The organism is Mesorhizobium sp. WSM4842 (assembly GCF_055901575.1).
This window is the reverse complement of sequence record NZ_CM148372.1, coordinates 5,658,206-5,680,648: the sequence shown is the minus strand read 5'-3', so window position 1 is coordinate 5,680,648 and position 22,443 is coordinate 5,658,206. Positions and strand designations below refer to the sequence as shown.

The window sequence follows — 22,443 nt, the reverse complement described above, 5'->3', positions numbered from 1 at the left end:
GAAGGGCTTGCGGTGACATCCCAGATGAAGAGATTTCCCATTGTGGGTGTGGGCGCGTCCGCAGGCGGCATTCCGGCTATGGAAGGTCTGTTCAAAGGCATCACCGGCCAGCCCGGCATGGCGTTTGTCATCGTCACCCATCTCAGTCCCGGGCGCGAAAGCCTGCTTCACGAGGTTGTCGGACGTTATACGCAGATGCCGGTTGTCGTCGCCCAGGACGGCACCATCGTCCTAGCCGACCACGTCTATGTGATGCCGCAGAACGTCGTTATCACCATTGAGAAAGGGGTGCTGCGCCTGCGGCAATCCAACGTGCTCAGCCGTGAGCGCAAGCCCATCGATATTTTCCTTAGCGCGCTGGCCGAGGATCAGGGCGAATATGCGGTAGGGGTGATTTTGTCGGGCGGCGATTCCGACGGCACGCTGGGCGCAAAGGCAATCAAGGAGCGTGGCGGACTGACGGTCGCCCAGGCCCCCGATGGCTACGGTCCGCGCAATCCGGACATGCCGAAAAGTGCGATCTCCAGCGGGCTGATCGATATTGCGGCTCCGGCGGAGGACATCGGTGCGAAGCTCGAGGGGTTCGCCCGCAGCTTCGGTATGCTGAACGGGGCTGCCGGAGACGGCGAGACGGCAGAGATGGGTCGGCTCCGCGACGAGATCTATGGAATTCTAAAGGGCCAATCCGGCCACGATTTCTCCGGCTACAAGACCAAGACATTCCTGCGTCGCGTAAAGCGGCGCATGCAGATCGCACAGCTCCAGTCGATTGCAGCCTATGTCGAATGGCTGAAGAAAGACCCTCGCGAGGTGATGGACCTCTTCCGCGATCTGCTGATCAACGTCACCGATTTCTTCCGTGATCCCGATGCGTTCAAGGTGCTCGAGGAGAAGATCGTACCGCAGCTGTTCGAGGGCAAGACCGCCAGCGACGCCGTCAGGATCTGGGTCCCTGCCTGCGCCACCGGCGAGGAGGTGTTCTCCATCGGCATGCTGTTGCGCGAACACATGGAGACGCTTTCGGTCATACCACGCGTCCAGATATTTGCGACTGACATCGATGAGCCGGCGCTTGCGGTGGCGCGCGCGGCGCGTTACCCGGCGGCATTGCTGCAGGGGGTTTCGCCCGAACGCAAGCAGCGTTTTTTCAGCAGCGACGGCGAGAGCTACGTGCTCACCAACGAGGTACGGGAGCTGTGCGTCTTTTCTCCTCACAGCGTCGACCGCGACCCGCCCTTTTCGCGCATGGACATGATTTCATGCCGCAACCTGCTGATCTATTTCGGCTCGAACATTCAGAACCGGGTCATTCCGATCTTCCATTATGCGCTGAAGCCGGGCGGTTATCTTTTCCTCGGCACGTCCGAAAGCATCGGCCAGCACGACAACCTCTTCGCCACCGTCGACAAGAAACAGCGCGTTTTTCAGGCGCGGGAACATGCCTCGCCACATATAAGGCTGCCTATGCCGATCGGCGACGGCGGTTCGGGTGCCTCCCTGCCCGAAGGCTCCGGTTCGAAGGGAGCCGCCAGCTACCCGCTTCGGCAGGCGGTCGAGGCACAGGTGCTGGAGCGCTTCGCGCCGCCGCATGTCGTTGTCAACGGCGATGGCGACGTCGTTTACTATTCGGCCCGGACCGGCAGATATCTGGAAGCGCCGCAAGGCATTCCGAGCCGGCAGGTGCTGACCTTGGCCCGCCGCGGGCTGAGGCTCGACCTGCGTGCAGCGTTGCGGGAAGCTGCCGCGACGCGCCGCAGCGTCGTGCGGGAAAATGTCGTTGTCGACGAGGACGACGAACAGGTCCAGCTGATCAAACTCACTGTCGAACCCTTAGCGGAACGCGGCAAGGGCGAACGGCTCTATCTTGTCCTGTTCGAACCATCGGGGCCGGTGCAGGCACGGTCGGATGGGCGTCGCGAAAACCGTGATGGCGAAGGCGCTGCCGACCTCGAACGAGAGCTGCGCGACACCCGCGAGAGGCTGCAATCGACGATTGAGGAGTACGAAACCGCGCTGGAAGAAGTGAAATCGTCAAACGAGGAACTCGTCTCCGTCAATGAGGAGGCGCAGTCGACCAACGAGGAGCTTGAGGCCTCGAAGGAGGAGATGCAGTCGCTCAACGAGGAGCTCAACACCATCAACTCGGAACTAACCAGCAAGATAGAAGAGCTCGATCACGCCAACAGTGATTTGCGCAATCTGTTCGAGAGCACCCAGATCGCTACCATTTTCCTCGACCGCAATCTGGTGGTGCGGACCTTTACCCCGGCGGCCTCGTCTTTCTTCAGCCTGCGTCCGTCTGACGTCGGCCGGCCACTGACCGAGCTTTCGAGCCAACTCGACTATCCCGAGCTGAAACAGCACATCGATGCGGTGTTCGAAACCGGAGAGACCCTGAACCATCATCTGGCGCGCGACGACCAGGGCCGGTTTTATATGGTTCGCATCAATCCGTATCGCGACAAGGACAACAGGATCCAGGGCGTCGTGGTCACACTGGTCGACGTCACCACCTTGGCCGAGGCGGAAGAGCAAAACCAGGTGCTCATTTCGGAACTGAACCACCGCGTCAAGAACATGCTGGCGGTCGTCGCCAGCATCGCCAACCGCACCCGTGAAAGATCGGAATCGAAGGAAGAGTTCGCCGAAGCGCTGATCGGCCGCCTACACGCCATGTCGCGGGCTTACGGTCTGCTGTCGAAGGAACGCTGGAAAGAAGCTTCGATCAACGAACTGCTGCATCAGGAACTCGAACCGTTCAGCATTGACCGGTTCGAACTTGACGGCGCTGAAGTGAAGCTTAACCCGCAACAGGGCCTTTCCCTTAGCATGGCCATTCATGAACTGGCGACCAACGCCGCCAAATATGGCGCGCTGTCGAAGCCGCAAGGCAGGGTGGCGCTGAAGTGGTCGGCAGATGGCGACGTTTTCAGGCTTGCCTGGCGCGAGAGAGGTGGGCCGCCAGTCAGAAAGCCCGAAATCAACGGCTTCGGGCTTTCCCTGTTGCAGGGCGAGATCGGCTACCGGCTTGGTGGAAACGTCGAGACCGCCTTCAATCGTGAAGGTCTTGAGGTCCAGGTCACATTTCCGATGATGCGCAAGGAGACGCCGTGAGCGACCCGCTGCGCGTTCTGGTGGTTGAGGATGAATGGCTCATCGCCGAGGACATCGCTGCTTGTCTGCGCGCTTCGGGACATCAGGTGATCGGCCCCGCCCCTTCGGTGGCGGCGGCCCTTGGCCTTATCGGCGAAAATCATGTCGACGTGGCGCTGCTGGATGTTCAACTGCATGGCGAAACGAGCCTGGCGATCGCAGAGGAATTACACACCCGCCACATTCCTTTTGCGTACCTGACCGGATTTGGGCCGCGCGATGTTCCACCCGCCTTCGCCAATTTCAAATTTGTTCGCAAGCCCGCAGATCAGGCTGCAATTGAGAATGCCTTGGACGAACTGGTCGGGGCGTCCTAGCTCGTTTCATCAGCCTCGTCATGGCGCGGCGCCTCGGCTTGTTCCGTCATTCGCCCAAAAGGCGTGCGGTCCAGGACGATGTGCTACCTCAATCTCGGTGGGACCGTTTCATCGGAAACGAACGCTGGCACTCATTGATCGCCGGCCGACACCTCGCCTGCGGCGGGTATCAAGAAGAATCCCAAAGAGAATACCGAGATGCCGGATCAGCAATACCAGCGATCCTTCGGGCAGAAATACAAACCGGGGAGCGCATCGGCGACGAGTTGGATAGCCTCATCCAACGCCGGGAACCAATCGCTGCTTCGGTTTTGCTGGTGATGTCGGACTTACGTTGGCTGCTGATCCCTGCCTGCCAACGCAGCGGCCTCTTCGTCCGTCACTGAAATCTCCCCTGCGGGTATAAGCCATTTCTGACATTTGCGTATGGAAACCACGCCATGCTCAGGCTCCAGGGAGGATAACCGGCCGATCCAATTGCTCCTCACCGATGCATCTTGATTGGCTCTCGCTGCGAGCCACTCCGCCCGCTCCCGCGGCAAGCCGATAAGGCAAGTGCCAGCGAAGTCCGCAGGCACATCCACGGTGGTATCGAACACGGCCCATGTGTTGGTCGGTTCCTGAACGGGCAAAAACCTCATAACAGCACCTGCTAATATATAGAACGAACTTACGGACGGAGCATTGTTCCGGCATCAACCAAACGAAGGAGATTTTTTCGTTTTGCCACGCTGCGGCGCGCTGAGCATCGCGAATTGATCCAATTTTCTGCATCGCGGCTGCGACGTCGCCGAAATAGGGTGGCAGATCTCGACGAGCGAACGCATCCAGGAGCCCGCCAGGCGGCGGCGCTTTTGCGTGTCAGCTATCCGCCTTCAGTGCTCCCATCTCGCGGACAGTGTGGCCTCAGCGTGTCCCTCGAGGAACTGTCAACCGGCCTTGGGAGCGCTGCTCGGAACAAGGAATCCACCCTTTAGCAACTCCAGGGCGTCGAGTGCCTCGTCATCCAGCAAATTTGTCAGAGCCACCCCGTCTGCGAAGACAACCCTATTGTCGTCTATGTCGTAGACCTCCCAAAACCCTTCCTTGATTCTTCGAATGGCGTGCCGATGCTCCATAAGCAGACGCTAATTGAGTCGCGGAAATGGTGGGTAGAGAAAATCAGGGGTAGACCGATATTAGTAGTGGAAAACCTCAGGCGCCCTGACGCGTGATGCAGGTGCGCAAGTCAAGGGTATGCCGGCCGCGCGTGGCCCGAGGGGACCGTATCGACCGCGGGTCCAAATAGCCAGGTTGAGAACCCTTCGACATCATTGCGGACACTCGGCCTCTGATGTAATTTAGGGTTTGATCAAGTGAGGAATATACCGCTGTCGCGACAGCTTTTCTCTCTTTTCTGTCTCGGCAGATAGCATGCTCTCTAACGGACCTTGATACCGCAGCTGTGTTCTTGTGGTCGCTAGGTAACAGCGGTTAAGGGATTTGCCATGCTCCGACATTGCGGATTCGTTGCAGCTTTGATGCTCGCAAGCTTCACGGCTTTCGATGCTTCTGCAGTCGAACGAAGGGTCGCCTTTGTAATCGGCAACTCCGATTACCGGGAAATCTCGGCCCTGAAAAACCCGGCCAAAGATGTGGTGGACGTGTCCGACACGTTTCGAGCGGCTGGTTTCGATGTTTTTGTCGCCAGCAATCTTACAAAGCTGCAGTTTGAGGACCAGTTCCGCAACTATCTTGCCGCCGTGGACGGCGCGGATGTGGCTGTCGTCTACTATTCCGGTCACGGTTTTCAGATCGGCGGCGAAAATTTCCTGATCCCTGTCGATGCTTCGTTGAAAGATGCGGCGGACGTCGAGGTCCAGGCTATCAAGCTGAACGATGTGCTGCAGCAGATGCGTTCGAAATCGAAGATCCAGGTGATCATCCTCGACGCCTGCCGCAACAATCCATTCCCTCGCAAGGACTATTGGCTCAGGGACCAGCTTCTTACCGCCAGCGGCACCGGGCTTGCGCAAGTAAGAAGCTCGCTGAACACGCTGATTGCTTTCGCCACCGAACCCGGCGCGGTTGCCTATGACGGCGCCGGCGACCTCAGTCCTTTTTCATTGGCGTTTTCTCGTCGCGCGCTCGCCCCGAACCAGGAGATCCGCACGGTCATGTCGGCCGTCCGCCGGGATGTGGTTGAGGCTACCAAGGGCTTGCAAGTTCCCTGGGAGAACTCTTCGCTGATCGACGAAGTCGTTCTGATGCGTCGCAGCAGCCGCCCCTCTCTACCGCCCGTGTTGGAGAAAGTCGTGTTGTCGGGGGTCGGGCCCGTCGACCTGAACCTCCCGGAACCGGTCGAGGTCGACGGCGGGACAATCACCGTCAGCATCGATAGACCGCCCGCCCTGGGGCGCCTGATGCTGGACGGCAAGGTCGTCGAGGCGGGAGAACTGATCCAGGGCAAGGATTTGCCGCGTTTGCAGATGGATGTCCCCAAGGGAGTTGGCGAGCCAGAAGAGATGGATATGCTGGCCTACGCCGCACGCGACAGTTGGGGCGGCGAAGCCAAGGGCATGCTGGTGTTCCGGGTCAAGAGCGGCGAAGGAGCCCAGGGCGAGCAGGTGATGGCCTCACTCGAAGCCGAGCAGAAGCAGCAGGTGCTGCAGCGCGGCATTCATGTCACCGGTGCCGCCGAAGCGATCGAGAGCCGCGAGATCGACGTTCCGGTCGGCATCGGCGCGGTTGCTCTGAACCTGGATCTCCCGACAGACGATTCGGCGGTCAGCCTGAAAGTTGCGAACTATCCGGCAACGGGAACGCTCTCCCTGCCGGATCGAGCCCTGACGCCCGAATCGAGCTTGACGGTCGGTGAAGTCGAGGTGCTGCGCTATGAACCCCAGATCGGAGCCAGCACCCCGGTCGAGGTCGCCTTCGAAATTCGGGCGGACAGCGCAGTATCCAAACCCGCCAAAATGAAACTGTCGCCAAGCGTCGATCCATGCGACTTGGCTGCCGGCGAACCTCTCGACCTTCAAGGCGTCGTCCCCGGCCTGCTGCCAAATGAAATCGGCGCCGACGCGGTGAAGCTCTGCGAGGCTGCGGTGAAGGCGTATCCCGATGTCGCCCGCTTCCGCTATGAACTGGGTCGCGCGTTGCTTGCAGCCGGCAAGGTCGACCAGGCCAGGAAAGCCATCCAGCAGGCCGCCGACAGGGGACACGTGCGCGCTGTGTTCGAACTCGGCTACCTCTACGCGACCGGAACGGGCCTGGCCGTCGACCGCAAGCAGGCCAACACCTTCTACGCGGCGGCGGCCGACAAGGGTGATCCCTACGGGATGACGTCGTGGGGCCGTGCCTTGTTCAATGGCTACGGCGTCGAGCGCGACACCGGCAAAGGACTGGACCTGCTGCTCAAGGCGGCGGCGATGGGGCACACCTATGCCATGAACGATCTCGGCGCGATCTTCACCGAAGGCCGCAACGGCGTGCCCGCCGATCAGGCCCGTGCCGTTGCCTTCCTGGAGGCTGGCGTCCAGCGGCAGGACATGTATTCGATGAACCTGCTTGGCCGGAACTATCTGTCCGGTGCGGGCGTCGAAAAAAATCCGAATACGGCGCTGGCCCTGTTTCAGAAAGCCACCGAACTCGGCCAGCCCTACGCTCCGGGCAACCTTGCGCGCATGTATCGCGACGGCGTGGGGGTGGAGCGCAACCCGGCAGAAGCGCAAAAACTGTTCGAGATGGCTGCCATGCGGGGCGACCCGTCCGGTGCCTTCGATCGCGCGGTTCTGGAAATGGAAAAGGGCGAAAAGGCCGATCAGGCCACGGCTGTCCGTTTTCTGGCATTCGCGGCCGCACTGGACACCCGCAATCAGCTGCCGGAAGCCGAGAAGAACCTCGCGAATTTCGGCACGAAGGTGAAGACGACGGCGTTGAAGCAGCTGCGCCAGGAGCTCAGGTCGAAGGTCCCCGCATCCGGTTCGCTGGACAGTCAACTGGTCGGCGCGGCCAGGCGAGTCTGGGAAGAAGCCAATCCGCGTCGGGACGTGTTTTAATCAATCAGGAGGCAATGGTGCAGAGGACATTCAAGCAGGCAATCGTCGGAACAACCCTCTCCGGCATCCTGGCAGGGCTCACAGGCTGCACGTCCTTGATACCACCCGAACCGACGCCGCTGGTGGAGACGTCGCCGCCGAAGGTCGTTCGCAGGACACCCGTGCAGCAAAAGGTCGTCACGGCCGCTCCCAAACGGGTGGTCACGAAAAAAATCATCAAGCCGGTTGAGGAAGAGCCTGTTGCCGCACCTGTCGTGATCGTTCCTTCTTTAGGTGGGAACGGTGGGAGCGGCGGAGGCGGCGGCTGGGGCGGTTGACCCGGTGAACATTGAGTGGCAGCCGGACAGTAGGGCAAGCAATCAGAATCCAGACCGCAGTCTAGTATGCATCCACTGATTGGCGCAGCGCCTCGATCTCCGCCATCTGAATGCCCATTTCGACAAACGCGGAAAGAACTGAAAAGCGGTCCTCCAGTGCAACGCGTGCCAATCCGGCCAGAACCCCCGCACTCACAGCGCGGGCGGCAGGCACTGGTTGCAAGGCCGATACCGCTGACGCCTCCATAGCCGAACCGTTGCCACGCCATCCTGCAGCCAGGGCAATCCAGGCGGCCGGCGTTGTTGGCGGCATTGCCTCAGCCTTGCTCCCTTCTGGGCCAAAGTGAGGGCTATCCGGTTCGCTGACCCAGTCACGAACAAGCGCAAGCAACTCCTGATCCCTGCGGTCGAGCAGAACGGTGAGGTGGCCCAGGCATTCATGCGCCCACCACACTGCAGCCCGCTCGGGAAGCAGATAGGCACAGAACGTAATCGCCTCCTCGGGCACCCGCCCGGCAAGCAGGGCACGGCAAAATTCGATTGAAGGCTGTTCGGTCGGAAGCGCCACCATGTCCCTGGAAACAGCGGGGCAGGCCATGAAAAGATCCCGTGCCGTTTTGAATCGAAGCTCATTGGCCATGGCCGCCACGCTTTCCCAGGGAACAATCGACACTGAAGCCTTGGACAGGGCGCGGGTCAAGTCTCCAGTCCCTGGCAGATGCAACTGCCCTTCACCACCCGTATGCTTGACGTTTATTGACAGACAATCGATTCGGAATTTGGTATTGTCCGCAGTCGATGAAATCGGATGCTCAAGACAGGAGTAACCGTCATGCAGTTGGGCAGTTTAGCCTTCGTGTTTACGGTCGCGCTTTTTTCGACCCACGCTTTTGCTGATCCGCTTCAGAAATCAGAGGACATCGTGAAGTTTTTTGACGCGGCGAGCGAGTTCGGCCCGTCGCGTGGAATTTGCGTCGGCACCGAGGAAGAGTGCAACAGCAAGAACAAGCAAGCGCCTGCCGAAAAAACCAGCCTCGACATGCTGATCAATTTCGGCCTGGATTCTGCGGAGCTCGATGCGACTGCCCGCGCTGAACTGGACGAGTTCGCCAAGGCACTGAAGGACAGCCGACTGAGCACTCTGAACTTCGTTGTTGAGGGTCACACCGATGCAAGCGGCTCGGCTGATTACAACGAGGGACTGTCGGAACGAAGAGCCAGGTCGGTAACAACTTTCCTGACCTCTAACGGCATCGATCCTGCCCGCATCAAAGCGACAGGTTTGGGCGAAGCGAATCCGCGCAACCCCAATCCGTTCGATCCGGTAAACCGCCGGGTGGAAATGCGGATAAGGACTGAGTAGCTGGAGCGGGTACGCTGGACTAAGACCAGACCCGCGCGTCCTGTTCGACGCGAACCGAAGGTCAGCGCAGCAAACCAAACCGATTACGATTTCCGGGGCCATGCGCTGGCTTAAAGCGCATTCTGAACGGAACTCACCATAGCCGTGATCGCCTGCTTGTATTTTTCGAACTCGGGCGATGTCTGCCGGACTTCCGTCGTTGTCGTTGTCCGCTGGCTCGCTTCAACCATCGCCGGGCTCAGCTTCCGACCCATTTTCCTTTCGGCCCAGCTTACGACATAGCTGGCGGACTTGCCGGTGAGAAACGGGTTGGCTTGAATGACGGCCGACCCGAGCACGGCGCTCAATTGCGCCGAACCCGGCGACGACAACACTTGATGGGCGCCTTCCATTCCCAGGAAATGACAGAGATAAAGCCGGCCGGCTGTGATCTGGTGGCCGCGCGCCCGAAGATAGGCTTCGCCTTCGCGCGCCAGATTGCTGACCATCTCGCGCGAGATGGTGGCGTCATAACGCAGAGCAAGCAGGTCGGCGGTTGACAGCGTCCGCGCAAGTTCGGGGCGGTAGGTGTTCATCATCCTGATCCAGGTCTTCGTTATGAACTGACCGGCGCCGGTCGCCGAAGAAAGCGGATTCTTGGCGCGGGCGCTGCCGCCACTTTCGACTTGAACGATACGGGAGGTCAGCGTTTCGACAGCGGAAGCGTCCGTTGCGATTGCCGTAACCGTACCCAGCGGATCGACCGCCTCGCCATTGCGATAGAGTTCAAAATGCAGGTGCGGCCCAGTCGAAAGACCGGTAGTGCCGATGTAACCAATGATATCGCCTGCCTTCACCTTCGCGCCGACACCGCCGTTGGCCGCGAATTTCTGCATATGCGCATAGCGCGTCTCGCGCCCGTTTCCGTGCGAAATCTTCACCAGATTGCCGTAACCCCCTCCATCGCCTTGAAAAACGACTTCGCCGTCGAAGGCGGCTGCAATCGGGGTACCCAAAGGCGCCGCCCAATCCACGCCCTTGTGAATGCGAACAGTCCCGAGGATTGGGTGCTTGCGTGGGCCGAAGGTGGACGTCATGACCCCGTTGACCGGGGTTATCATGCCGTTGGTGACTGTCAGCGAGCGAACCTGATCGTCGCCGCTAACGCATGCAAACTGGCCGTCGGTCTGCTGGAACACGAAACAGTCGAGGCTTTTTTCGCTACCCTGGACGCCAACATACAGCACCCGTCCGGCCGTCTCTTCGTTGCCGCGTGGCCTTTGCGAATAGATCAGCACCAGACGCTGGTCTTCGCTGGCGAAGGCATCCAGATCCTGTCCCCGCGAAAGATACATGATCGCTTCTCCGATCACGCCGGTCGGGACTTTGTTGCGCGCTGCTGTCGAGTAGATTGCGTCGAGCAGCCGGTATTGCCTTTTGTGCGTGCCTTGCGCCTGTGCACCCGAGTAGTTGAACAGATCTTCGCGGACCCAGGGGTCCACACCAGACACAAACACACCAGCGGCATTGCGCGTCAGCGTGCCGACAAATACGTTCTTGGCATAGATCGATACCTGCATGAGGGACATGGTTGTCGTCTCGCGCGTCGGCCTGAAGCCGCGCATGGCGACGACATAACCCGGCTCAAGGCTTTCCCGATTGAAAAGCGCCTTCAGGGCTTCGCCTGCCAGCTTGGCATCCTCGGCGGAGAAACGCGCATCCAGCACAACGCTGTCCAAGCTGCGGTCGTTGAGAATCTTTACGAACGTGTCCTCGGTAGCCTCGTATCGTTGATATTCGCTGGTGACATTTGCAACGCTGGTGTTGTTTTCGATCTGGGTTTTCCGGAATGCGGGAAGGGCTGCCTCGCCTGCATCGATTGTTTCGCCCCAACCTGCTTCGGCATCATCGGTGTCCACCAGCGGGTCCGAAGCAACCGGAGCCTCGTCTAGAACGGGCGGTGGCTGAACATCGTTTTGCAGATCGTTGGAGGGCGCCGGCGCGGTCTGTCGCTGTGCCTGGAAGAATGCAAAATCTTCCTGCGTGGACGGTATCGTTGTCATGAAGTTTTCGCTGGCGCTAAGCATCACGTCAGACAGAATTTCGATCTGGGGAGAAACTCCAGCCTGATCGAGTTCTGCCGGGCGCGGGATGACTTGGCTTTTTGTTGCGGCGCCGGTGTCGGGCGCAAGGGTGATCCACATCGGGTCGCCTGCGAGATCGATGATGGCAGGCACATAGACCGATGCATCGGCTGGCACATCGTCGGTTCCCTCGACCGCGTGCAACTCCTCATCTTCATCGCCAAACGACCAATAGTCCGCGGTGAGATAGAAGCCGGCAGCGATCGACAACAGGACAACCGCAGCAAGACCGGCAAGGAGTCTGCGCCAAAGCCGGCGTCTGCGCAGGGCGGCGCGCGCCTGCTTTTTCAACCTGAAGCTTGTGTCGATACTGTGCGTCACGGATTGCTTCCTGTCAGGAAAAAGGTCCACCGCGCCTGTTCAAGCGTATCGACTTCGAGAAATCGTGCGGCGATATGGCCGCGCTGCCAGCATTCATCGATGCCGCGTATCGAAAAACGCCGCCGGTCGATGCACATTTCGGTCGACCCGGTCAGGGTTGCATGGCCAAAAACGTCCGTCGCATAGATGTAAATATAGCGGTTGGTGAGTTCCTCGCGGATCACGTTCACGCACTGATTTGCGCCGATGGTCCACCAGCCATCGGTCTGGTCCGCATTGTCGACCTTTTGGCCGACAGCGAGATTGACGACGTCGAGCGTCTGATTGCAGACGGTGAATTCGGCACGCGCTTCGTGGGACGACAGGAGAGCCAGCAACATCGCGCCCGACGTGACCTTAAGTCTGATACGGCCTCTCAGGGTAAGCCGGCCGCGAAGCCGGTCACGCAGATCTCTCGGCGGGACAGTGGTCGGGAAGGAAAAACGCGAGCGGCGGAGGTCCATCGGCGTCCATGCTACCCGCCGAGCCGGAAGTACTTTGCAGTCGCGGAGAATTCAGATCGATGGGTCTCGATCTCTTCGAGAATCTTGGGCAACAGCAGCGCGGCCGGTGTCGGCGCGGAGAACGCCGCAGCCTGAATATCCTGTGGACCCGTGATCACCATTATGATCTGCGGCACGACCTTGCCGGCCGCCTTGTCGGCTGCGCCGAGATCGATCGGAAAGTTGAACGTGGCCTTGTCGGCTTGCGACAAGATACGACCGTCGAGGTTGAATGCCACGCCCCTGTGGTCGATCAGCAGCACGCTGGATATGAGGCCGCCACGCGTCACCAGCGTGCCGGCGATCGGCGAACCGCTCGGCACCGTCGTTCGATCGAGAACAAGCTGCGGCTTGTCAGTCGCCGTCTGGTCCACAAAGCGCAGAAAGTTGGTGACTTCGCATTGAGCCGGTTCAATCAGGCGGACGCTGATGTCCGGTTCGACATGGAATCTTGCCTGGAAATCGGACAACATTCGTTCGAAAGGCTGGACCTCTGTGCCCAATCCTTCGATTGCGACGGCGGTCTCGGTTGCCGACGTCAATGACGCATAGAAACAGTCGCCACCGTTGAACTCGCGCACCCAGGACACCCGTTGCGCAGCCTTGTCGAGGGCAATTGCCGGCGGCAGCTCTAGTTCCGGTTTCGGCACGTTCAAGGTGATGGCGGGTCCGTCCGGCTGTTTGCCTGCCGCCGGTTCGTCCTGTTGCCCCTTTGCGCTCGCGTCATGGCCTGCAGCGGGTTCGGGCACCTGGGTGGCCTGCTGGCTGACCGGCTGCTCGGGCTTCTCCATCACGTCGGGCTGGACCGCTGGGGGCGGCGAGGCTTTGTCGGCCGGCGGCACCGGCGCGGCCTGGACGCGCGGCGGAACAGCTTGCTGGCTGTCGCTGGTCACGCTATCCGGCTGAATTGCCGGCGGTGGTTGTGCCTCGGCTGCCGCTGGCTCCGGGGTTTTTTCGGATGCCGCCGGCTCCGAGGTTTCCTCGGATGCCGCTGGCTCCGGGGTTTCTTCGGATGCCGCCGGCTCCGACGATTCCTCGGTTGGTGAGAGGACTTCGGCGGGCCGTGCCGGCTCCAACTTTTGCGCCTCGGCATCTGCCTGATTTTCAGCTGGCGACAGCGCCTCGGCTGGCGCCGGCTCCGAAGTTTCCTCGGATGCCGCCGGCTCCGAGGTTTCCTCGGATGCCGCCGGCTCCGGGGTTTCCTCGCTTGGTGAGAGGACTTCGGCGGGCCGTGTCGGCTCCAGCTTTTGATCCGCTGCGGCAGCTGCCTGCTTTTCAGCTGAAGGCGCAGCGGCCTCTGTTTGTGGCCGCTCAGGCGGAACTGCTTTTGCCGGCTCATCGCTCGGCGAATTTGCAGCACTGTCCGTCGGGGCCGGCTTTGATGCTTCCGGTGCCGAGAGCTTTGTCTCACTGCCGGTCGGCGTGGAAGGTGTCATCAAGCCGCTCAGATAGATGCCTGCACCGGACGCGACAGCTAATGACGCCAAGGCAGCGATCGCGATCGATCGGGTCTTGGCGGACTTTGCAGGGACCTTTGGCAAAACTGCCCGAGGACCGGCAACTGGCGAAGGCCGTGGTTCGGACAGAAGCGCCGGCCGGACATGCGGAACGAAGCGCTGTTCACCGGGAGCCGCCGGACGTTGACTTGGGAGCTTGGGGCCAGGCGCGGTCCCCCCCGCTCGCGGCGTCCGGTCGCGCGGTGTGATCGACGTTGGCGGCTTTGTCTCCTCATCCGTATCGTCACGTGTCACCTTGGCGATGTCCGCCATGCTGATCGGCCGGTCTTGTGGATCCGGCTGCAGCATGGCTTCAACAATTCCACGAAAATCGCCGTCGATGTCGGACAGGTCCGGAACGGTTCGGCGTTTTTCCACGATCTCGAACTGGGAGCCGCCCATGTCGATCGGTTTCCCGCGCAGAGCAGCGGCCAGCACCAACCCCAGGCTGTAGATGTCGGATTGCTCGCTGACTTCACCGCTGTACAGCCCGAGCTGTTCGGGAGAAACGTAGTTGTACTTTCCCGCGAACTTTCCGCCGATCAGGGTCTCTCCGCCGACGGTCGCCGACCGTGCGATGCCAAAATCGATGATCTTTGCGCGTTCGACCCGGCCTCCTGGCAGGATGATGTTATCCGGGGAGAGGTCGCGATGTATTGCTCCCGCCTGGTGCACGGCGCTCAGGCCGGAAGCCAGGCGATGGCAGAGCTTGCGCACGTCTTCCGTCGGCATCGGGCCACGTCGCATGATATCGAACAGCGACTGGCCGTCGACGAATTCCATGGCAAGATAGGGGCGACCGATGCCGGGGTCGATCGTGAAGACGTGATAACGCACGACGGCGTCGTGCGACAGGTGATTGAGGATCGACGCTTCCTTGCGGAACAGCGACAGGATCGTCTGATCGCGGGCGAACTCGGGCAAGACGATCTTGATCGCGACATGGTCGCCGGTCTGGATGTTGTGGCCCCGGTAGACTTCGCCCATGCCACCGAATGCGATCCGCTCGTCCAGTTCATAGATGCCGCTGAGTTGCGTGCCTACGGCTGTGTTGGCGACGTTAGGCGATATTCGCGTCTTGTCGTCGGCGCTCATCAGCCTCAACCTTCCGCCCGGGAAGGATCAGGACGGGCCCCATTGCGCCCATCTCCGATCTTCACGACCACGATCGTGACATTGTCCGTTCCCCCGCGCGCCAGCACCGTTTGTAGCAGGTTTTCGCATGCTGCCTGAGGCGTCGCCGACACCGCCGCCGCCTCGATCTCGGCGTCTGTGACATGCGCTGTCAGCCCGTCGGTACTCAACACGAATATGTCGCCCGGCATGATCTCGCCTTGCTGGAAGTCAATGACGATCTCGTCGCTGACGCCGACCGCATGCGTGATAACATTACGGCGCGGCCAGGTGAGCGCTTCGGCTGCGCTGATCATGCCCTTGTCGAGAAGTTCCTGAACTTCGGTATGGTCCTTCGAAATCTGGGAGATCGAGTTGTTGCGGATCAGATAGACGCGGCTGTCGCCCGCCCACAGGCAGGCAAACCGCCCATCCATCGCCAGCAGGGCGGCGACAGTGGAGCCGACGGTTATTCCGCGGGATTCCGATATCCTGCGGATTTCCGCATTGGCCCGGCTCAGCCGGTCCTCGAAGCGCGCACGAAGATCCGGTGCAGAGCTTGCAATGCCGATCGTTGCCAGATGATCGACGATGCTGGCCGAAGCGACTTCCCCAGCCTCATGTCCACCCATTCCATCGGCCACCACCCACAGGCCGGTTTCCGGCTCGACCAGATAGCTGTCTTCATTGAGCTCGCGGACACAGCCTCTGTGGCTAACGCCGAAGCTTTCAAAGGGAAGGGCGACATTGTTCACTTTGCCACCAAGCGCTTCTCAAGCGTCCTCTGCGGCGCACTGTCAGACGCTCGCTCGCACCAGTTTGCCACAGGCTCGAATATTAAAGTATCGAAATCAACGTCCGCCCATCTGTTGCCGATGGACAGCCTCACCGTAATGGAAAATTCAAAGGTCATCTCAAAACGCCTTTGGACAGCTGAACCCGGAGAGCGCAGGAAGGAAGAGCGGGTTGGGGTCCGAATTGGTCTGGACCGTATAGGCGACATCGCGTCCGCCTATCACGAAGCGGGCTTGAGTGTTGCCGCCGGTGCTGGTGATATCAGCCTTGTCCAGCAGGCGCTTCAGTGCCCACGGACCGTCGAACTTGAGCGCGGACTCACGGCCCGGCATTTCCGGAATGAGGCTCAGGCTCGCGGATGCGGAAGCCATGCCGCCCGGCCAGGTCACCGTGCTTGGCGCGTTGCCCGCCTGGTTGCTTTGGACAATCTGGCCATCGACGTCGAGTTCCGCCGTATCGGCATCGCCATGCAGTGAAAACGGCGTAAAGGTGACACTGACCGACGGCACCGAACCACCTGAAGGAAAGAAGGCGTTGCGGATTTCCGCGGCCAGCTGGAAGTTTTTCAAAGTCGACTTCGACAGGTCGCGCCCGAAACGCGCATCCTGTTTCCAGTTCCAGTCCTGGCCGGTCATGTCGATCAGCGATGCGAGATTCTGAGCGAAGAACCGGTCCATCAGTCCGCCTGGAGCGAACAGTTTCGCGAAATCCGCCATCGCAATATCCTCCGAGCCATCGCTGGCGAAAGGATAACGGCCGTCGACCACCTCCTCGCAGGCCCGCGTGACCGTCTGGTCGAGCATCTGGTTCAAATTCGCTAGCGAGGTTTCTGCGACGTTGCCGTCAAGCTCGTCGGCGGTCGCGGTGACCATTCGGGCGAGTTGCTTGGGCAGGCGCGAGACATTGGCGCGAAGGGTGGATATCTGCAGCTGCAGGTTCATGTTGACGCGTTCCGTTTGCGAAGGGACATCGGCCGCCAACTGCAGGCTTTGATAGATGTCGCGGAAATTCTGGGTCAACGCATCGATTGGGCGGCGTCCGGCGGGACCGTTCACCAAAGCCTGGAATGATCTGAATTGCGCTTCGACGTTCGCCCCTGGATTCTGGTTTTGCGCGCCAGCGAACCCGGTACCGGCCCGGCTTTGCGATTTGCCGCTGGCGACTTGAAGACCGATGCGGGCCAATCCCCTGGCGACATCTGCAGCGTCCTGCGGCTGGTTTTGAACCCTGTCGGCTTCGGCCTCGGAGCCGGAGCCTTTGCCGGAACCAGCTTCTCGCGTCAGAGCTGTTTCGTCGGCGATCGCCGTAAAAAGCTGGTCGATTGGCGAGGTTGGTGACGCGGCAGCGGACAGCGCGATATAATTCGGCTCGTCCTTCAGCATCGCCTTGAACTTCAGCTTGTCGAGAACGCCGTTCCATGCCGCGGCGAACTCCCTCCCATAGCGCTCGACAAGTTCGGGACCGAGTTTAAGCAGTTCCTGGTCGATGCCACCTTGCTCGCCGCCGCCGCCGAGAACCCACTGGTCATCGACAAGCATCTGCGCAATGCGCGAGAGTTGTCCGAGATAGAAGTTGTTGAAGCCGCTATAGGTGTAGATACCGGGTACGCGAAGGCCTGACAGATCGCCACCATCGACACGCTCGAACAACAGCTGCGCTTCCGGGCCGCCTTTCACGGCGACGGAAAAATCGTCCAGCGCTGCCGCGTATACCGCCGACTTGACCAAGGCGGAGGCACGATCGGCAAGGCTCATTCGTCCGAGCGAGCGTTGAGCGGCTTCGACAAGTGGCTGGTTGAGTTCGAAAACCGGATCGTAGGCGTCGTCCAACGCAAGCATCGCCCGCAGATGTTTTTCGAGTTGCGCCCGTCCCTCGCGGTTGTTTTCGCCCGGATACCGGTTCTGCTCCCAATCCTGCCTCATCCAGGACACGATCAGCTCGTCGTCGACCTTCGGCGCCTTGCCACCAAGCATCAGGTAGATCTTCAGCGGTTCGTAAAGCGCGGCGGGATCAGCCATCTTGGCCTGGATCGTCCGTTCGGCCTGAAGCAGCAGGCGCGAACGGAACAAGCGCTCCAGCGCCTGCCGGTAAGCTGTTTTTGATGCCGAAAGAAGTCTTTCCCGCTGACTGAGCCCGAACGTCGCCTCGATCGGGGTCGGCAAGTCACTGGTGTCGAACCCGGCCGGCAGCTCGCGCAACTGGTCGAGCGGGCCAATGACGTTTTCAAGGTCGACATCGGCGACCGTCGGGGTTTTGAGCAGCGGGTCCGCCGTCTCTCGATAGCGGCTTACAGCTTGCGTCGTAGAAGCGATCAGCGACCTGTTGGCCGTAAAGCTCAGGGCCAAGGTGCCCAGAGCCGCGGCAGCGATCAACGCTATTGCGCCAAGACCGCCATATCTGGCAATCGCTGCACGTCTTTCAGCCGATCTGTCGTATGAAACCCAGCCGGATTCCGCGAAAATGACGCCGGTCAGAAGATCGTGCAAGAAGAAGCTTTTGCCAGTGCCGGAAAGATGGGCGCGAGAAGCGCTGCCGAAACTGCGACCGATTGCGCCCAGCACCTGGTCGATCGGCGTGCCCTCCTGCGTGCCCGATGAAAAATAGAGTCCACGCAGGCTGACGTTCACCTGGCTGCGGGCCGGATCGAATACGCTTGCGATGAAACTGGCAATACGGCCCTTCAGCGCGCCAAACTGGGCTGGAAAGCCAAAGATGGATATACGAGCGACCGGATCGGTCTCTTCCTGCAGGCGGTCGGCCATCTCCTCCGCCAGGCGTTTTTCCAATGCGTCGAATTCGGCCGGTGCCTCACCGACCATGTTCTTGTTGCGATCGGCAGTCTGGAATGTCGCGCCCCATACTTTGCGGCGGCGCTGCTCGTCGAAACCGCCAAAATAATCCATGAAACCGGCGACAAGGTCGGCCTTGGTGAAGAGCAGGTACACCGGGAACTGGATTTTCAGCGTTTCGTGGATTTCGCGCAGACGGCTGCGTATTTCAATGACATGGACGTCAAGCTGCCGATCATCGAGGCTGATGAGATCGGCAAGGCTGATGGCCAGGATAACCCCGTTTATCGGTTGCCTGGTGCGGTATCTCTTAAGCAGCGACAAGAAGGCGAGCCAGCTCTTCTTGTCGCTCTGCGCGTTGGAATCCTGCGTCGTGTAGCGTCCGGCGGTGTCGATCAGCACCGCCTGGTCGGTGAACCACCAGTCGCAGGATCGTGTGCCGCCAATGCCGGCGACCGGCTGGGCGTCGCCCGAACCGGCAAGCGGAAAATTCAGACCGGAATTGACCAACGCCGTTGTCTTGCCGGCACCAGGCGGGCCGATCACGACGTACCAGGGAACTTCGTAGAGGAAATTGCGCCTGCCGCTCGACCGCTTGAGCGCAGCGATGGCTTCGTTCATACGAGCCTCGAGCACCTGCGAGTCGTCATCCCTGTCGTCATTGCGGGCGACTATCGCCTCGAGCGCCTTTTGCGCCTTTCGCTTTTGCCAGAAACGCACTCCATAAAAGAGCGTCGCGATCGCAACGAACACGCCGATGATCGTCACGCGCAGCCAGACGGGTGCCAGCGGACGAGTGTCGGCAAAGCGGATCAATGGTCCGGCAAACCAGACGGCTGCCGCGAAACCGGCCAACGCGATCGCGCTGAATATCCGCGGCAGCCAACGCGTCATAGGCGCTTCCAAATGGCCGTGCTCACAGCGTTTCCTCCTTGGGGATCATCAAGTCGACACGGCGATTTTGGGCGCGGCCTTCCGGCGTCGCATTGTCGGCGATCGGTTCGTCTTCACCCTTGCCGTCGACGGTGATCCGGGAAGGCTTGCTGAACCGTGGCGCCATCATCGCTGCGACGGCCTTAGCCCGGGCGATGGAAAGGTCGAAGTTGGATTTGAACGGGCTCGATTTTCGCGGCTTCACATTGTCTGTGTGGCCGACGATCATGATCGGTCCGGGTTCCGGTTCCAGCGCGGCGGCGATGTCCGCGGCGATCGGTCCAAACTCCGGCTTTATCTCGGCCCTTCCGGACGGGAACAGCAGGATATTGTTGATCTCCACGACGATGAACTTGCCCTGCGTGCCGACGGTCAGTCCGCCGCGCGCGATATTCTCGGCCAGTGCGGCATGGATGCGATCGATCTGAGAGGGGGTAGTGGCGACAGGCGGAGCGACTTTCACCGGCGCAGCCGACGGCACCACGCTGGCGCGTTCGATAGCGATCGGCGTCGATGGATCGAGCGCCAGCAACCTGCCGGCAAGGGCCTCGCCCTCGTTGGTGATGAAGACCCGCAATGCGAAGAATGCCGCCGTCAGCAGCGCCGACGCTGCGGCCGCAACCACCCAGAGCGGCAACCGGGGCGATGACTGTGCGCTTGACACCGCCAGGCTTTGCCAGTGGGGCGAGATGTCTTCGTCGGCGCGCGCCCTGAAGTAGCGAAGCGTCTCGTAGACGTCGCGTCGAACGCGTTCGAGATTGTTGTCCTCGCGCGCAAGGCCTCGATATTGGCCTTCGAACCCCAGCGACAGGCAGGCATGCATCAATTCAAGCAAGTCGTAGTGTGCCTCCGGCGCGGCCAGTATCTTGTTCAGCGCTTCGTAGAAGCCCGAGCCGGTGGGCACGACGTGAAAGAATCGCAACAGTATGCTGTACTGCGCCCAGGCGTCTCTCTTGGGCCAAGGCAGGTTGCCGATGAGGTCGTCAGCGGTTTCGCAGAGGGCAAATTTTGCGATCCGTGCATCTTCTTCGGGAACACCGGCTTTCTCCATTGTCCGGTCGAATTTTTCGATTGCCTCGGCGACATGTTCCGCCAGTTGCTCCGCCTGTCTTTCAACAGGCACAAGTCTGAGCTGGCCAAACAGCATCAGCAAAGGAGCGGCCGCAGCGAGGATCTGATTTGCTGCGGAATATTTGACGCTGTCCGTGGCATTCAGCAGGATTTCCTGCTGAATGCCCGGCGTCGCCGCAAAGGAGCCGGTTGCCGCCGCTTCGCCGGGGTCTGCACCTTGATAAATCACGGTTCCGGATGTCCAGCCCGGCGGTGCATGCCGATCGACACCCGGATCGAAAATCGTTGAATCCTTAACCCGCGAGGGACCGGTCTGTCCGCTGTCGCGAACAGGTCCGTGAGGAGCCGGCGCTGATTTTTCAGCGCGGCGCGGTGCGCGAATGACGGTCTTGCCCGCTGGGCCGAAAGGATCGTCCTTCGAGCTCATCGCCAAACGTCCGTCCATGCCCGGTTGCTGCGTGTGCGCCACAGCGGGGCAAAACGGTCCCTGGCCAGACGCAGGAACTGCAGGCGCTGCTGGCGAGGGCAGTGTCTGGAGGAAGGTCGGCTATATCTTTCTATCCCGCCGTAACATGACATGTGCCGCAGACCCCCAGGTCAATCAGCCTTACCCGCTGGCGAACTGTCGTAAGTGATCGTAAGCTCAGAAACAGTCGATTGGAACCAGATGCAGCGCTGCGAAAGGATTTTTCTTCGCCAACGACAGCGCCGCATCTTTGGGCTCGCAAAGGATGCTCTAATACTTTCCACCTGGTGCGTGATCCGTTCCGAAGGTCAGCGCAGCAAACCGATCCGATTTCCGGGGCATGGGCCAGGTTCAGTCTTCCCCGCCTATTTTTGCTTGTCGGCTTTGGCATAGGCTTCGCTGAAATAGGCCAGGAATATGTCCAGCATTCCGTTTTCGTGTGCTTCCTCCATGGTCCGCCATTTGGCGACAAAGGCGTCCCAAGCCAGGCTCTTCTTCGAAGTGAATGACGTGGGTGGGAGTTTTTTGCCGATCGCCTCGGGCGACAGGTCGTCAAGCAGCCGGGAGAGCGCAGCTTGCATGGCTGCATAGGTGGCAAATTCATGCGTCTTGAGATCGCGGAATGCGTCTTCGACACTGTGCCTGGCATCAAGATAGCCGGCTCTGCGCCGTGCGAACATGATTTCGAGGATGTCATCGGTCCCCGGGACGAACTTCAAGGGATTGTTGTCGGCAGCGCTGATCATCGTCCGGTGTGTGCTCTTGGCCAGTATTTTCGCAGCCGCACGTGCCTTCAGCAGTAGGGCCAGTTCCTCGACAACCGTTCGAAGCACCGCGCCGATTTCGGCAGCAACTTCATGCGGATCACGCGATTGAAGCAATTCCGGCGAGATGCCGGCTCCGATCGCGATTTCCCGCAGCACCTCGTCTCTCGTCGAAGGGAGAGCCGCGGACAGCGAAGACGTCGACACCGGTGCTCGCTGTCCAGACCGTTGCTCCACCGGGTTAAAGAAAGGCTCGCCTCCGAAGTCCAGAGGCCGACCGGTTGCGACAGGCATTTCTCGTTGCGTCGAACCGTGCCTGCTTTGAGGATGACCCATCGTGGCGCGCTCGTCATCAATCGATACCAAGATGACGTAGCGGCCGATCAGCAGCCGGTCTCCATGGTCAAGCCGATGCGGGCCGGCCATGCGATGGGTCGATCCGTTGATGAAGGTCCCATTGCGCGACACGTCGTGCAGCCAGAACGCGCCTGCCTCGTAACGAACTTCGCAGTGTCGGGCGGAGATGAACTTGTCGGGGTCGGGCAAGGTCCAGTCACAGGCCTCGCGGCCGATTTCGAAGCTGCGATCACGAGCGGAGTAACCGGTCGACATACCGGCGGGCAGCGAGACGACATTGTTGATCTGCAGCCTGATGAACATTCAAAATCGCCGTCGATCCTGTCGGGAAACTCACCCAGGACACCCCATTATACCAGCAATTTGTGAGCGGCGGCACAGAAGCGTTCAAGTCGATAATTCCAAAGGCGACCAGGCTGCAGCCGCCAAGCGTCCCCTTTGGTCGCCGGAAGACATGTGCTAGGCTGAACCAGAAACGAGCGG

13 protein-coding genes are annotated in these 22,443 nt (G+C 60.4%); 5 read left to right on the top strand and 8 right to left on the bottom strand.

Annotated features, from left to right (window positions below; genetic code table 11):
* Positions 1 to 24 precede the first annotated feature (24 nt).
* The 4 genes from AC0NIE_RS27655 to AC0NIE_RS27640 all read left to right on the top strand — a co-directional run bounded on the left by AC0NIE_RS27655 (position 25) and on the right by AC0NIE_RS27640 (position 7,827).
* The gene (locus tag AC0NIE_RS27655) at positions 25 to 3,114 is read left to right on the top strand and encodes a CheR family methyltransferase (protein WP_473485029.1); all 3,090 of its coding nucleotides are present in this window, start codon (positions 25 to 27) and stop codon (positions 3,112 to 3,114) included.
* Positions 3,111 to 3,470, top strand: coding sequence for a response regulator (locus AC0NIE_RS27650; RefSeq protein ID WP_473485031.1), 360 nt, complete (start codon positions 3,111 to 3,113; stop codon positions 3,468 to 3,470). The genes AC0NIE_RS27655 and AC0NIE_RS27650 overlap by 4 nt, the downstream gene beginning before the upstream one ends.
* Positions 3,471 to 4,957: 1,487 nt before the next feature.
* Positions 4,958 to 7,510: a caspase family protein gene (locus tag AC0NIE_RS27645; RefSeq protein WP_473613607.1), complete on the top strand. Its 2,553-nt coding sequence runs from the start codon at positions 4,958 to 4,960 to the stop codon at positions 7,508 to 7,510.
* A 14-nt stretch (positions 7,511 to 7,524) separates the two neighbouring features.
* Positions 7,525 to 7,827 (top strand): hypothetical protein, encoded by a 303-nt coding sequence (locus AC0NIE_RS27640; protein ID WP_473485035.1) that lies wholly within the window; start codon positions 7,525 to 7,527, stop codon positions 7,825 to 7,827.
* 61 nt (positions 7,828 to 7,888) lie between these two features.
* On the opposite strand, the gene AC0NIE_RS27635 is transcribed toward AC0NIE_RS27640, so the two are convergent.
* A complete protein-coding gene (locus AC0NIE_RS27635) occupies positions 7,889 to 8,527 on the bottom strand; it encodes a DUF6931 family protein (protein ID WP_473485037.1) in 639 nt (212 codons plus the stop codon).
* A 132-nt stretch (positions 8,528 to 8,659) separates the two neighbouring features.
* On the opposite strand from AC0NIE_RS27635, the gene AC0NIE_RS27630 reads away from it, so the two are divergent.
* Positions 8,660 to 9,190 (top strand): OmpA family protein, encoded by a 531-nt coding sequence (locus AC0NIE_RS27630; protein WP_473485039.1) that lies wholly within the window; start codon positions 8,660 to 8,662, stop codon positions 9,188 to 9,190.
* 110 nt (positions 9,191 to 9,300) lie between these two features.
* Here AC0NIE_RS27630 and AC0NIE_RS27625 read toward each other — a convergent pair whose 3' ends face one another.
* The 7 genes from AC0NIE_RS27625 to tagH all read right to left on the bottom strand — a co-directional run bounded on the left by AC0NIE_RS27625 (position 9,301) and on the right by tagH (position 22,263).
* Positions 9,301 to 11,634: a M23 family metallopeptidase gene (locus AC0NIE_RS27625; RefSeq protein ID WP_473485041.1), complete on the bottom strand. Its 2,334-nt coding sequence runs from the start codon at positions 11,632 to 11,634 to the stop codon at positions 9,301 to 9,303.
* A complete protein-coding gene (locus AC0NIE_RS27620) occupies positions 11,631 to 12,137 on the bottom strand; it encodes a DUF1036 domain-containing protein (protein WP_473485043.1) in 507 nt (168 codons plus the stop codon). The genes AC0NIE_RS27625 and AC0NIE_RS27620 overlap by 4 nt, the downstream gene beginning before the upstream one ends.
* Positions 12,138 to 12,148: 11 nt before the next feature.
* Positions 12,149 to 14,767, bottom strand: coding sequence for a serine/threonine-protein kinase (locus AC0NIE_RS27615; protein WP_473485045.1), 2,619 nt, complete (start codon positions 14,765 to 14,767; stop codon positions 12,149 to 12,151).
* Between the two features lie 5 nt (positions 14,768 to 14,772).
* Positions 14,773 to 15,540, bottom strand: coding sequence for a PP2C family protein-serine/threonine phosphatase (locus AC0NIE_RS27610; protein ID WP_473485046.1), 768 nt, complete (start codon positions 15,538 to 15,540; stop codon positions 14,773 to 14,775).
* A gap of 159 nt (positions 15,541 to 15,699) precedes the next feature.
* Complete coding sequence (tssM, locus tag AC0NIE_RS27605) at positions 15,700 to 19,263, bottom strand: type VI secretion system membrane subunit TssM (RefSeq protein ID WP_473485048.1); 3,564 nt, start codon at positions 19,261 to 19,263, stop codon at positions 15,700 to 15,702.
* A gap of 22 nt (positions 19,264 to 19,285) precedes the next feature.
* On the bottom strand, positions 19,286 to 20,800 hold the full coding sequence (gene tssL, locus AC0NIE_RS27600; RefSeq protein ID WP_473485144.1) for a type VI secretion system protein TssL, long form: 1,515 nt from the start codon (positions 20,798 to 20,800) through the stop codon (positions 19,286 to 19,288).
* 404 nt (positions 20,801 to 21,204) lie between these two features.
* Positions 21,205 to 22,263, bottom strand: a complete 1,059-nt coding sequence (gene tagH, locus AC0NIE_RS27595) for a type VI secretion system-associated FHA domain protein TagH (protein ID WP_473485050.1) — start codon at positions 22,261 to 22,263, stop codon at positions 21,205 to 21,207.
* Between the last annotated feature and the right edge of the window lie 180 nt (positions 22,264 to 22,443).

Excerpts from the sequence above, each read along its gene's own strand:
- AC0NIE_RS27655 (WP_473485029.1), top strand. The coding sequence starts at position 25 with ATGAAGAGATTTCCCATTGTGGGTGTGGGCGCGTCCGCAGGCGGCATT.
- AC0NIE_RS27645 (WP_473613607.1), top strand. The coding sequence starts at position 4,958 with ATGCTCCGACATTGCGGATTCGTTGCAGCTTTGATGCTCGCAAGCTTC.
- AC0NIE_RS27640 (WP_473485035.1), top strand. The coding sequence starts at position 7,525 with ATGGTGCAGAGGACATTCAAGCAGGCAATCGTCGGAACAACCCTCTCC.
- AC0NIE_RS27630 (WP_473485039.1), top strand. The coding sequence starts at position 8,660 with ATGCAGTTGGGCAGTTTAGCCTTCGTGTTTACGGTCGCGCTTTTTTCG.
- AC0NIE_RS27620 (WP_473485043.1), bottom strand. The coding sequence starts at position 12,137 with ATGGACCTCCGCCGCTCGCGTTTTTCCTTCCCGACCACTGTCCCGCCG.
- AC0NIE_RS27615 (WP_473485045.1), bottom strand. The coding sequence starts at position 14,767 with ATGAGCGCCGACGACAAGACGCGAATATCGCCTAACGTCGCCAACACA.
- tssM (WP_473485048.1), bottom strand. The coding sequence starts at position 19,263 with ATGACGCGTTGGCTGCCGCGGATATTCAGCGCGATCGCGTTGGCCGGT.
- tssL (WP_473485144.1), bottom strand. The coding sequence starts at position 20,800 with ATGAGCTCGAAGGACGATCCTTTCGGCCCAGCGGGCAAGACCGTCATT.
- tagH (WP_473485050.1), bottom strand. The coding sequence starts at position 22,263 with ATGTTCATCAGGCTGCAGATCAACAATGTCGTCTCGCTGCCCGCCGGT.